Here is a 12543-nt window from a genome sequence, read left to right as displayed (position 1 = left end):
AGTTTCAAACAATGATAGCCAGGACATTCTTCATCACTGGAGCAAATTCAGGCTTCGGATTGGCGATCGCTACCGCCGCAGTCCAGGCCGGTCACGAAGTCATTGGGACAGTCCGCTCCCAAAGCTCTCGTGAAGCGATGGCAAAGTCCCTTCCGGCACTGCACACGGTCATTTGCGACGTGACCGAATTCGATCGTATTCCAGAGGTCGTCAGGCAAGCCGAGGACAAGTACGGACCCGTCGACGTGCTGATAAACAATGCCGGTTACGGTCACGAGGGTGTCCTCGAAGAGTCGCCGATCGATGAGATGCGACGTCAGTTTGACGTCAATGTTTTTGGGGCGGTTGCGGTGGCCAAAGCGTTTCTTCCCAGGTTCCGGGAGCGCCGCCGTGGCTTTATCGTCAACGTCACATCGATGGGCGGCATGATCACCATGCCGGGCATCGCGTATTACTGCGGCAGCAAATTCGCACTCCAAGGTATTTCCGAAGTCATGCGCTCTGAAATGGCACCTTTTGGTGTTCACGTTACGACACTTTGCCCCGGTTCCTTCCGAACGGACTGGGCAGGGCGCTCGATGATACGAACGGAGAGGTCGATTGCAGATTACGACAGTCTATTTGATCCGATCCGCGAGGCCAGACAGGCCGTGAGTGGTAACCAACTTGGTGATCCTGAAAAGCTGGCCGCCGCCCTACTCACCCTCATCGAAGCCGACAGCCCTCCGCCGCAACTTCTTCTGGGAAGCGATGCTCTCAAGCACGTAACGGCGCGGATCGACCGGTTGCAGCAGGAAATTGAGGACTGGAAAGCTCTCACTGTTTCGACTGACGGGTGATGAATCGGAATAAGCCACGCCGCGATCGTCGCACGGCGTCGGATATTGAACAGTGGTGCGGATGTGCCCGCTGGCCCTTACGGTACCCAAGAGACATCGTTTTTGACGACTTTCGCGGGGTTGCCTGCAACGACGGAACCCGCCGGAACATCTTTCACCACGACCGCTCCGGCAGCTATCACAGCGCCGTCGCCGATGGTGACCCCTTTGAGGATCATGGAGCGCATCCCGATCCAGACGTGATTTCCGATTGTAATGGGTGCGGCGTTAGGGCGTCCAACGATTGTGTGGCCATCCCAATCGCGGATTATAACCTGATCGGCGATGAAGACCTGCTCGCCAATCGTTATTTCATGGCCGCAGGATATCCAGCTGCTACGATTAGCAAAACCACTTCCCAGTGTAAGCTTCGCCCCGCTTTGAATGCCGATCGTGCAGCCGCTATAGACATCAAAGCGACCATTGAGATGGAGCTGTCCGTCGGGTTTTATAATGAGCTGCGTAGGCTCGGCCGGAAGACCTTTCCAAGCTTGACCAAGGCATATCTCGCCAGCGCCTGTTACTTGTCCTTCAACATGGGCTGTACCCCGATTGACCAGTCTGATTGACTTGTTTGCGCCGCGCCTTGTGATGATGCGAAATAGATTTGCCATGTGAAATCCGAACTCTGGGAGAGACGCACATTTCGGGGAACGCAGCGAGGGATAAAAGGGGAAGTCCCATCTGCCGTTATCCGTTCGAGTGCTTGTTTAGCACAAAGCGAAGGAATGCAGTTATGGTTTAAAGCCTAAAGCTTATGTCAGATTGCGCTCCTATCATTTTGTATCGCCTGCGACACCGCGACTGCGGGATGTAGCTGTGGTAGATTGCGGTTAGCTGCGGCAGACTGAGCCATCATTGCGCTATGAACCCGATAACAGATATCGCCTCGTATGCTGCTGCCATGATCAAGGCGGGAATAATGATGATGTAAATCTTGGCGGTTGCCACTAAGCCCGCTTTGTAACCCTGAATACGACTTCGCAGTCCATAGAGACCGGGTCTGAGAAACATTCTGCTATGGATCCAGGCCGCCAAAGCCGCGAGTGCGTACGCAAATCCTTCCAGAAAAAGCGTGATGTAATGAATGAAGATTGATTGATCATTCGCACCGACAAGCGTGAAGAGAATTCCCCAAAGCAGAAAGCGAAGGCCCGTGACCACGACACCGAGATAGGGCACGACAAAGGTCGGTAAAGTCGTCTGTAAGAAGCCGGCCCACATCAGATTGACGAGGAATGTTACAGCCATGGCATACGGAATATTCCCTTCGGAATATGCCGACGATATGAGCCAACCGAGACTGCCGGATTCGCCGCCATTTCGAAGTGCTCCGAGCCCACCTGGTCGGAGTTCCGGTATGACGAGCGTCGAAGCGATGCCAGCTATGAAAAGTGCCACAAAGCTCGCTGCCAGCACGAAAGCGGTTTCCCGATGGTATTTTAGAATTTCAAACAGTGTGGGTGTTTTCCGCAAAATGCACTCTTTCATCCGTCGTTTCATGAAGTCGCCCACGGCATCTGATGGAGTCGCGGCGTGCCCTTTGTACAAAATGTAAAACGAGTTTCTTCTAGCCATGGCATGCTGTCATGCCATGGCTATATTCCCTACGGCGATATCAATGCTAATGAAGCGCGGGCAGCAGGCTTGCCAGCCGGATTGGAAATTTGTGAACTCTGGCGCCACAGGCGTTATAAATAGCGTTGGCAAGGGCAGCGGATGAGCCGCAATTCCCCAGTTCTCCTACGCCTTTAACGCCCACCGGATTTGCGTCCAGGTCCGGTCTGTCGATCAGGATGACATCAATGTCGGGAATATCCGCGTGGACCGGCACCAGATATTCCGCCAAATCTCCATTCACGATGTTTCCGTAACGTGCATCAATTTCGGCAGCTTCACGAATGGCTGCCGAAACGCCCCATATCATCCCTCCCAAAAGCTGAGATTTGGCTGTTTTAGGATTAAGAATACGGCCAGCGGAGAACACACCGAGCATACGTCGAATCCGGACTTCGCCTGTTAAAGAATGAACGCCGACCTCGATAAAGTGGGCACCGTATGTGTGACGCGACTTTGCTTCCCAGTCTGCGGTGTTGGCAGAAGATGCAATTGTGCCTGTTGCCATCAGTCCTGAAGGATTTGCCTTCAAAACATCTGCTATAAAATTCGGGCTTGGTGAAACCCCTGCGCGCTCCAGAAGGGAGAGACATGCACGATGCAGGGCTGTCGCCGTGTTTGGTGCACCCCATGATCCTCCCGAACCTCCGCCGGGTGGCAGGCTCGAATGTGCCAAGGTAACGTCAATGTCCTCAACCTGCTGCCCAAGAAGTTCGGCAGCGATCTGGGCAAGAATCGTGTAGCTGCCCGTGCCGATGTCGGTCAGGTCTGACCTGACCTCTATCCTGCCGTTTGGCCTTATGGCGACCTCGACTTCTGCTGACCCCTGAAAGTGAAAGCGAATGGCCGAAGCGACGCCCATTCCAATCAGCCACTGGCCATCACGCCGCTCACCCGGTTTCGCGCCACGCTCCGACCAACCAAACCGTTCCGCGCCGGTACGGAGACATTCGCCAAGGTCGCGCCCGGTCAGTGGGACGCCCGTCTCCGGATCGGATGTCGTATCGTTCAGAACGCGCAATTCGACCGGATCGATCGACAGTTTTTCGGCAAGCTCATCCATCGCTATTTCAACAGCGAGCAAACCTGTCATTTCGCCGGGCGCGCGAACAGCCTCGCCATTCGGCAGATCGAGATGAAACGATTGATGACGTGTCAAGCGATGAGGGGCAGCATAGAGAGATCGTGTCACGGTCGCGGTCTGCTCGACAAACGGATCGTTACGATTGGAGTAAATCAGTGCCTCATGGCCTATTGCCGCGAGGCGACCATCGGCGCTCGCACCCAGCCGAACCCGTTGCTGTTGCCACGGGCGAAGACCTGTGAGGCCGAACATCTGTTGCCGGGTCAACGAAACCTTCACCGGGTGTCCTGACATTTTGGCGGCAACGGCAGCACCCATCAGGTCAGCGTGTACGGCAAGTTTCGAACCAAACCCACCCCCGACGAACGGCGCGGAGATGACCAGCCGCTCTTTCGACAATCCGAAAGCAGCCTCCAGGGATGTCTGAATATTGGTTATCGTCTGATGACTGGTGACGAGATTGAGAGTCTCGCCGTCCCACCACGCCAGCGTCGCATGCGGCTCCATGGGTTGCGACAGTTGCATCGCGGTTTCAAAGCTCGCATCGACCTGTACAGTGGACCCTGCGAAGCCGGTGTCGAAATCACCAACTCTGGTCGTGCCGACAAAGCCGGCCGCAGCCATTTCCTCATCGACAATTTCGCTCTCTGGAGAGTAGGCGAAATTCCCTTGGCCAGGCTTATACAAGGGCTTTACGGCGCGGGCCGCATCTCTCGCCTGTTCGAAGGTGTCTGCAACCACCAGAGCGACGGGTTCACCATAATGGTTTATCGTGGTGCTCGAAAGGATGGGCCGTGCCCGGGTCGTAAAATTGGCGTTTGATGTATCCAGCTTACCCTGTGGTATACAGTTTTTATAGGTGATGATCCGGCGAACCCCTTCCATCTTTTCAGCCGCCGTCACGTCAATGTCCAGGATTTCGCCTTGTCCTATGCTGGAAGTCGCAAAGACGCCAACCAAAGCCTTTAGGGCCGGGGCGTGCTCATAAGCGTAAGTTGCAGCGCCTGTTACCTTTTTTACGCCGTCCAATCGGCTGACGGGTTTGCCGACGATGCGCGTGTCCGTGCTATCAGTATCGAGACGGATCATTATTTCTGCTCCTGTGCATCAATCAAGGCGGAGTGCAGAGCACGCTGCGCCAGCTCAATCTTGTATCTGTTATGCTCCGTTGGATTTGCCCCTTCGAGAGCCGCGGACGCGGCGTCCCGGGCGACATCTTCAGGGCGGCCGAACCCTTGGTTTTCGGCGGCTTCTACACGCCATGGCTTTGCAGCCAGGCCGCCGAATGCCAGACGTTCGATGGCAACTTCTTTGCCGTTGATCTGCGCGATCAGTGCGACGGATACGGTCGCAAATGCGTAACTGGCTCGCTCGCGTACCTTGCGATAGACGTGTTTGCCGCCGATGGGGGCGGGAAGCTCGACTTTGGTTATGATCTCCCTGGCCTTCAGATTTGTCTCAATATGTGGTGTCTCATCGGGCAGTCTGTGAAACTCGCTGATCGCAATTTTGCGTTCGCCGTCTGGTCCCGTCACGACGACTGACGCATCCAGCGCGCGCAAGGCAACGGCCATGTCCGAGGGGTGCGTTGCGATGCATGATGCACTCGTGCCGAGAATGGCAAGGTTGGCTGACAGTCCGTTGATCGCATCACATCCTGAGCCGGGTTCTCTCTTGTTGCAGGCCATGGTCGTGCCGTAGAAATAGGGACAGCGTGTACGCTGCATCAAATTACCTGCTGTCGTCGCTCGATTGCGCAGTTGGCCCGAGGCCCCTGAAACCAGTGCCCGCGTCAGGACACCGTAATCACTCCGTACAGCGGGATGAGAGGCAAGGTCGGCATTACGGACTGTCGCACCGATCGAGAGTCCACCAGCCTCGGTGACCTCGATTTCATCCAGACCAAGGTGATTGACGTCAATGAGGTGGGGCGGCGTTTCGATCTGAAGCTTCATGAGGTCCAGCAAATTTGTGCCGCCCGCCAGTAATTTTGCGTCTGGATTTGTGCCTAGAAGAGACATGGCATCATCGATTGAACGGGCACGGTGATAGATGAAGTCCCTCATGCGCGTGTTCCTTTTGCATCGAGAATTGCCGCAATGATGTTGGGGTAAGCCGCGCAACGACAGATATTGCCGCTCATCCGCTCACGGATTTCCATCGCGCTTCCATCGGGTGCGGCATTCAGATCCGCCGTGACCGCGCTGGGGAAACCGGCAGCCAGTTCGTTGAGCACTCCAACGGCTGACAATATCTGGCCGGGCGTACAGTAGCCGCACTGGAAGCCATCATGCTCGATGAATGCGCTCTGCATTGGATGCAGACTGTCTGCCGATGCCAGGCCTTCAATCGTGACTATCTCACTGCCGTCGTGCATAGCTGCCAGGCTCAGGCACGAATTGATGCGCCGACCATCCACAATCGCTGTGCAGGCGCCACACTGGCCATGATCGCAACCCTTCTTCGTCCCGGTCAATGCGAGGTGCTCTCGAAGCATATCGAGAAGCGTTGTACGAGGATCAAGCTGGAGATCATGCTTCTGACCGTTGACAGTCAGGCTCACCAAATTCCGGGTTTTTGATGCCGGTTGTGCAGCGTCCGACTCCAAGGGGGTGACAAACGTCATCCATGTTGCCGCCACGCCTGTCCCGACAACTTGATGAAATTGCCGACGAGTAAGGCCGGGTGCCTGGTCCTCAGTATCTGTCACATGTATCTCCCTTCATGATTGCATCCGGCGATCTAAGCCGGCCAACTAAAATGTTGCATATGCATCAAGCACAACTTTTGGTTAGTGCTTGCAATGTTCACCTTCCCGCAATCAACAGTAGTCACAACCCCGAGCCGATCGATAAAATGATTGTCCGGGAAACTTGGCGAATCCTCCGAAATTTCCAACGATGACTTTCACGGACCAGGTCGGTGGCGTAGGTGGCAAACCGTGATGCTGTGTGTGGATCACAGCAAAAATCTAAAGATACCGGGGCGGATGAGAATTCCGTTTTTCCTTCAGGAGCTGTAGAAAACTTTATGAGCGATGAAATTTCCTGGGATGATCAACGCGTTTTTCTGGCTGTTCTGGAGGCTGGCAGCTTTGCAGCGGCCGCGCGTAAACTGGCGGTTTCTCATCCAACGGTTCGGTCCAGAATAGAGGTGCTGGAGAGCGCTCTTGGTGCGGTCTTGTTTGTTCGCTCTACGACGGGCCTAATCCCCACGGAACTGGCAGAAAGCCTTAGAAGACCGGTCACGGCGATGGCCCATGCGTCTCACTCCTTCCGTCGGGAGGCAGCTTCGAGCGGCGGGGTTTCCGGCGTCGTCCGGATGAGCGTACCGGAAATCATGGGTACTGAAGTGCTTCCGAAGATGCTCGCTGATCTAAGGATCGAACATCCAGATCTCCGGATCGAGCTGGTACTGAGCGACGTGTCTGCCGATTTGTTGACACGAGAAGTTGATCTCGCAATTCGCACCTATACTCCAACGCAAGGCGCTCTGGTTGCACGTAAGGCGGCGAATATTCCTCTTGGGCTCTACGCATCCACGTCTTATGTCCACAGACACGGCGTGCCAAAGAACCTTATGGAACTTGGAGATCACGACCTTATCGGTCCAGACCGAAACCGCGCAGATTGGGCTCTCGCGGTGTCTCTTGGTCTGACGTCAACCTCCAGCAACTTCGTCTTCAAGAGCGACAGCCATCCCGCGCAAGTCGCCGCACTTAGACAGGGGATCGGAATTGGAGTGCTGCAGACGCCTCTGGGAGAAACGGATTCCAACTTGATCAGAATATTGCCGGATGTCGATATTCACAAACTTGACGTCTGGATCGTCGCACACGAGAATCTTCTGAAGGTTGGCCGCATCCGAGCCGCCTTCGACCATTTCGTGAAGTCGTTTCAGCGTTACCAACTTCTTGGACGGCCAGCATCCAGACCATCCGCCAATCCATTCATTGCGGCAGATATGATAGGTCACGATGCCGCTGCGTCGCTCAGTGTTCCAGAGGAATTGTAAAACTGGGGTTAAGGCAACTGCCGCAGACTATTGATGTGTGTTGCGGGCGGCGTGCCGAAGACCCTCGTATATTCTCTGGAGAATTGCGATGGGCTGCCATAACCAACCTGAAATCCAGCAGTCGCTGCGTCGAGCCCGTCACTGAGCATAAGTCGGCGCGCTTCCTGGAGCCGCAACTGGGTTCTGAATTCCAGTGGGCTCATATTGGTGATCGCTTTAAAGTGGGTATAAAAGGTCGAGCGACTCATCCCGGCGACTTCAGCGGCGGTTTCCACCGGACATTGCTCCCGGTAGTGTTCGCGGATCCACAGGATCGCTCTCGCTATCTGCGTAAGATGCGTGCCCGCATGCGCGATCCGGCGCACGTCATGACCTGAAGCGCCTGTGATAAGCCGATAGAGAATTTCGCGTTTTGCCAGCGGTGCAAGGGCGTCAATGTCCTGAGGAGTGTCTAGTAACTTCAAAAGACGCGTTGCGGCATCAATGATGCCTGGATCAACCTCATTGAGCAGAAGTCCCGCCGGGTTGCGTCCTGACGGTCGCTCATTCGAAGGATACCGAACCGCCAGGTCAGCCAGTTCAGCGGTATCGAGGTCAAGCTGCATTGAAAGATAAGGTTTTTCCGGAGAAGCCTCTATAACCGCTCCCATGACTGGAAGATCGACCGAAGCGATAAGATAATTGGCGCTGTCATAGACGAAGCTTCTTGTTCCAAGTGTTGCCCGCTTTCGTCCCTGTGCGACGAGGCAAAGTGCCGGTTCATAAATGACAGGCATTGGAAGCGTCGGCGTGGAACAGCGTATCAGCCTCAGACCCGGCAGCTTGGTTTCGAACGTGCCGTCGCATGGAGCATGTCGTTTAATGATTGCTTCGATATGTTGCTTGTCTGTCATTACCAAAATACTGCCGTTTGCCCTTTATTTGCTAAGATGTCATGACCGCAAGAACCTCACCGGCGGCACGCAGTCCACTGTCCCACGCACCATGAGCCGTGGAGAAGTCCTGAGGATGTGTCGCTTCGCCGGCGAAAAACAACCGGTCTTCCACTGGTTGCGCAAGTAAAATACGCGCTTGCGAGGCACCGGGAACTGCATGGCTGTAGGAGCCGTGTATCCAGTCCATCGCGCACCAGGTGGAGGCGATCAAAGGCTTCAAATGAGATCTGATGCGATTTCCGATGAGCGATGCAAGCTCGTCTGATGCGAATGCAAAAGCATCCATGAGACCTGCGGTCTCCAGACGCGCAGCGCCTTCGCCCCCATAAAAGCCTTCAATCAGCTGTCGACCCATTGGCCTGATATAATAGCTGCCAGTTGACGAGTCGCGAGGGTTGCCCAGCAGATGGGTCTCCGGTTCCAGACCATGGTGACCCTCAAGCCTGATGAACAATTTGTCTGCAAGCCCAAGCGGCAATTGGGTCGCCGCCTGCAAATGGTCATCCACTTCTCGATCAAATGAGATCATGCCTCGCGCGAGCACATTGGTGGATGCCGTGACAATCACCGCGCTTGCCAACAACGCGTTGCGATCTGTCTCGACACGCACACCGTCCCCAGTCAGCGCCACGCGTCGAATTGGCGTCGACAATTGCACGGCGGCATCCGTTGGGAGGCAGCTTGTAATCAGGCTCCCATATCCTTCCTTCACACGCCAGTTATCATCAGTGGCTGCGTCGTCATAAGCGAGAAAATCGCGGATCGAGAGTTGCTCTAAAGGCGCGCCGTTGAGATAAGCACTGAGCGACTGGCAATATTGGTTCCACTCGCCGTCAGGATCGAGTGCATCCGAAGCCCGGTCCGTCTCAGGGGGATCGCGTCTGATCCGCTCATTGAACGCTTCCCACACTGATCGCGCGGCAGATCGTTCAGCCTTGGAGAAGCCAAGTTCGTGCCATTGGCTCTGCCAGGCGGATATCGTGCGTTCGATGGAAAATCCTGCCTCGCGACCGAGCTGTGAAAACGGATTGCGTTTCGCGGAATGGAGCCAGCCACAACCGAGATCCAGCGGCATTCCGCACAGGCCGATCGTCCATGCGCGCCCACCAATGCGATTGCTGGCTTCGAGAATAACGACAGAACGTCCGGCGCTCGTCAGTTTTCGAGCCGCTGCGATACCGGCCGCTCCCGCACCGATAACAGCAACGTCATAATCCAGCGCCATGATTATTTCTCACGCTTATCCTTCATGTTAAACACCTTTACATGCAGCATCTAGCTCTTTCAACGCGCTCGAAAGCATTGGAGTGTCATGGCGATGACTTTCTTTGAGACCATTATTGCATTGCTGGCGATTGCTATGTTGCTTCTTCAAGTCACGCGGCGAATGCACTTGCCTTATCCCGGCATTCTCGCCGCTGCCGGTGTGGCTGTGGCTCTCCTGCCCGGAGCGCCTACGATCCCCATCGACCCGCCCACGGCACTGGCTCTCTTCATCGCGCCTGTCTTGATCGATTCAGCCTATGATTTTCCCGTGGGCGCGGCGCGCCGAATGCTGCTACCGCTGATCTTCTACGCGATCTTCGCTGTTCTCATTACCACCTGCGTCGTAACGTTGGTCGGCGTTGAAATGGGCGGTCTTCCATTGGCGGTGGCATTCACGCTGGGTGCCATCGTCGCTCCGCCGGATGCAGCGGCAGCAACGGCGGTTCTTTCCAGCCTTCCGGTGTCTAGACGCGTCGACACGCTCCTGAAAGGCGAAAGCCTTTTCAATGATGCGACGGCTCTCTTGCTCTTTGGCGCGGCGCTGACGATGCAAGCACAGGGAGGGATAAATGGCGCAGTCGCGGTTCAACTTGGTCTGGCGGTGCCGGGCGGAATTGTCTTCGGCATCGTCTTCGGGCTTCTGGTATCCCGGCTCAGGCCACTGACGGAGAACACTGTGGGCGGCACTCTGTTACAGTTTGTTTATGCCTTCTCGACCTGGCTCATTGCCGAGCATCTACATCTGTCTGCCGTTCTGGCAACGGTGGCGAGCGCCATGACGATTGCCGCGCTTGAGAAGGTCGATAACTCGCCGCGCATGCGCGTTCATTCCTTCGCAGTCTGGACGACAGTCGTCTTTCTTTTGAATGTGGTCGCTTTTCTTTTGATGGGCCTGCAGGCTCGCCGCATCGTCCAGGCAATGCCATCCGAGCAACTGGAACGCGCCGTGTATTTTGCCGCAGTCGTTGTTGCCGCCGTTATCGTAACGCGTCTTGCTATCGCCTTCCTGCTGCATGCTGCTTCTGCCTTCCCTAACCGGCAGGGGAAGCGTTCGGCACCGTTTACGGCAGGCGAAACCCTATTGGTCGGCTGGTCGGGCATGCGTGGACTGGTCACGCTGGCGACTGCATTTGCGCTACCGGCAGATTTTCCCGAGCGTGATTTGCTGGTGCTCACAGCCTTCGCTGTGGTCCTCTCAACACTTGTCATTCAGGGCGCAACCTTGGCACCGATGATTTCCCTTCTTAAGCTTGGCAGGGAGAAGGAGGCCCGAGAGGAACTCGAAACTGCCCGAAGGTCGCTGGCGGAAGCGGCATTCCGTCGCTTGGAGAATGAAAAGGGGCCAGAGGCAGAAGCCATTCGCGCTATTTATCTCGAGCACCGGAAAGCAACGCCAGATTTGCTAGAGGGTTCGCCGTTGTCGAGACGGCGAAAAATGATCAAAGCTGCGATCATCGCGCAACGAGAGCACCTTGCCGAGTTGCACAAGACGGACCAGATCGGCCCAACGCAATATCTTGAATTGCAAGAAGACCTTGACTGGAAACAGCTTTCTGTAGGCTCTGACGAAAGCAAACGCATCATGGAAGGATGATACGTTTGCTGCGTTATGTCGTCCTGAGAGGCCCGTACGTGTTCTTGTAGCTCAAAGGTCCGAGTAGCGGCATGAGAAGATTTCGGAAAGGTGCTGGCAACCGAGATACTTTGGCGGCACGGTCTGTCATGGCTTGCACGTGCCGCACTCGATCGCGTCTTTGACGCGTAAACTGTTCTCCCAGGCTTTGCGGATCGGCATTGCCTGATATGAGATCCGCAAGCACGATACTATCTTCCAGTGCCAAGGCCGCACCCTGCGCCCAAACGGGAGCAGTCGCATGCGCAGCATCGCCGATGAGGATCGCCCGGTTGCAACTCCAATCCGAAAGGCGGATTTCGTGCAAAGGTGATGTGAACAGTCGATCCGGCGTCGACAGTGCTTCTTCGACGGCCCGCCGCGGTTCGCTAGCGAAGCCGGCCATATGCTGCAGCAAAATCCTGGGATCTTGGGCAGAACTCTTATCATGTGTGACAGTCGCCCAGCCATAAACTTCATCAGGCCCGAGCGGAATGAGCAACACGATCGCGTGCTGTCCCATCCACACGGTCCAGCAATCTACGCCAGGGTTAGGGCCGATGAACCGCCAGCTCCTTTGTGCCAGTTGCGAGAATGAGGCTGAACCCCCTTGAAAACATAACTTGCGAACAATGGAGTGAACGCCATCTGCTCCTACAAGGTAACTGGCTTCGAGCCTTTGACCGTCCGATGTTGTGACTGTCGCGGAGTTGCCGGAGGCAGTCGCTGATGTAACGGCGCTTTGATAACGGGTCAGATATGCCGGAACGTCTTTCATCAACAGCGCGGCTAGGTCTGACCGTCGCATGCAGCGTGGGGCATTATCAGATCCCCAGAAGTCGACTTCGTCTACTTTGAAGAGCAGGCGTCCGCCGGAAGATCGATACTCGCGACGCGTAATGGGATTTCCAACCTGCTTCAGGTCATTCCCGAGACCAAGCCTGTTGAGCGCAGCGATAGCGTTGCCGGGAAGATTAATGGCTAGTCCGGAGTCGACCAGATCCATACGGCGTTCAAGCGCTACGACTTTGATATCGCGCCGATACAGTTCACGGGTCAGTGCGAGCCCGGCAATGCCAGCACCGACGACGATTACGTCAAACGGATCCGGCGCGTCATTTTCATTTTTCATCATGG

General features: G+C 55.6%; 11 protein-coding genes. 3 read left to right on the top strand and 8 right to left on the bottom strand.

What is annotated here, in order from left to right:
• Positions 1-11: 11 nt before the first annotated feature.
• Entirely contained in the window at positions 12-839 is an 828-nt protein-coding gene (locus ASF69_RS22195; protein ID WP_062590717.1) for an oxidoreductase, read from the top strand.
• 77 nt (positions 840-916) lie between these two features.
• On the opposite strand, the gene ASF69_RS23785 is transcribed toward ASF69_RS22195, so the two are convergent.
• The 5 genes from ASF69_RS23785 to ASF69_RS22170 all read right to left on the bottom strand — a co-directional run bounded on the left by ASF69_RS23785 (position 917) and on the right by ASF69_RS22170 (position 6205).
• Positions 917-1492 (bottom strand): acyltransferase, encoded by a 576-nt coding sequence (locus ASF69_RS23785; protein WP_082469835.1) that lies wholly within the window; start codon positions 1490-1492, stop codon positions 917-919.
• Between the two features lie 241 nt (positions 1493-1733).
• A complete protein-coding gene (locus tag ASF69_RS22185) occupies positions 1734-2456 on the bottom strand; it encodes a hypothetical protein (RefSeq protein WP_156462155.1) in 723 nt (240 codons plus the stop codon).
• A gap of 46 nt (positions 2457-2502) precedes the next feature.
• Positions 2503-4668, bottom strand: coding sequence for a xanthine dehydrogenase family protein molybdopterin-binding subunit (locus ASF69_RS22180; RefSeq protein ID WP_062590714.1), 2166 nt, complete (start codon positions 4666-4668; stop codon positions 2503-2505).
• The gene (locus ASF69_RS22175) at positions 4668-5645 is read right to left on the bottom strand and encodes a xanthine dehydrogenase family protein subunit M (protein ID WP_062590713.1); all 978 of its coding nucleotides are present in this window, start codon (positions 5643-5645) and stop codon (positions 4668-4670) included. The genes ASF69_RS22180 and ASF69_RS22175 overlap by 1 nt, the downstream gene beginning before the upstream one ends.
• The gene (locus ASF69_RS22170; RefSeq protein WP_062590712.1) at positions 5642-6205 is read right to left on the bottom strand and encodes a 2Fe-2S iron-sulfur cluster-binding protein; all 564 of its coding nucleotides are present in this window, start codon (positions 6203-6205) and stop codon (positions 5642-5644) included. The genes ASF69_RS22175 and ASF69_RS22170 overlap by 4 nt, the downstream gene beginning before the upstream one ends.
• Positions 6206-6609: 404 nt before the next feature.
• Here ASF69_RS22170 and ASF69_RS22165 point away from each other — a divergent pair, with 404 nt between their 5' ends.
• Entirely contained in the window at positions 6610-7593 is a 984-nt protein-coding gene (locus ASF69_RS22165; protein ID WP_082469834.1) for a LysR family transcriptional regulator, read from the top strand.
• Between the two features lie 8 nt (positions 7594-7601).
• Here ASF69_RS22165 and ASF69_RS22160 read toward each other — a convergent pair whose 3' ends face one another.
• Positions 7602-8486: an AraC family transcriptional regulator gene (locus ASF69_RS22160; RefSeq protein WP_062590710.1), complete on the bottom strand. Its 885-nt coding sequence runs from the start codon at positions 8484-8486 to the stop codon at positions 7602-7604.
• A 31-nt stretch (positions 8487-8517) separates the two neighbouring features.
• Positions 8518-9747: an NAD(P)/FAD-dependent oxidoreductase gene (locus ASF69_RS22155; RefSeq protein ID WP_062590862.1), complete on the bottom strand. Its 1230-nt coding sequence runs from the start codon at positions 9745-9747 to the stop codon at positions 8518-8520.
• A 99-nt stretch (positions 9748-9846) separates the two neighbouring features.
• Between ASF69_RS22155 and ASF69_RS22150 the strand changes: the two genes are divergently transcribed.
• The gene (locus tag ASF69_RS22150; protein ID WP_062590860.1) at positions 9847-11388 is read left to right on the top strand and encodes a cation:proton antiporter; all 1542 of its coding nucleotides are present in this window, start codon (positions 9847-9849) and stop codon (positions 11386-11388) included.
• Between the two features lie 13 nt (positions 11389-11401).
• Here ASF69_RS22150 and ASF69_RS22145 read toward each other — a convergent pair whose 3' ends face one another.
• Positions 11402-12541: an FAD-dependent monooxygenase gene (locus tag ASF69_RS22145; RefSeq protein WP_062590708.1), complete on the bottom strand. Its 1140-nt coding sequence runs from the start codon at positions 12539-12541 to the stop codon at positions 11402-11404.
• Positions 12542-12543 lie beyond the last annotated feature (2 nt).

The sequence above is a fragment of the Rhizobium sp. Leaf311 genome, assembly GCF_001423445.1.
Taxonomy (GTDB): Bacteria; Pseudomonadota; Alphaproteobacteria; order Rhizobiales; family Rhizobiaceae; genus Agrobacterium.
This window is presented reverse-complemented; position numbering and strand designations above follow the sequence as displayed.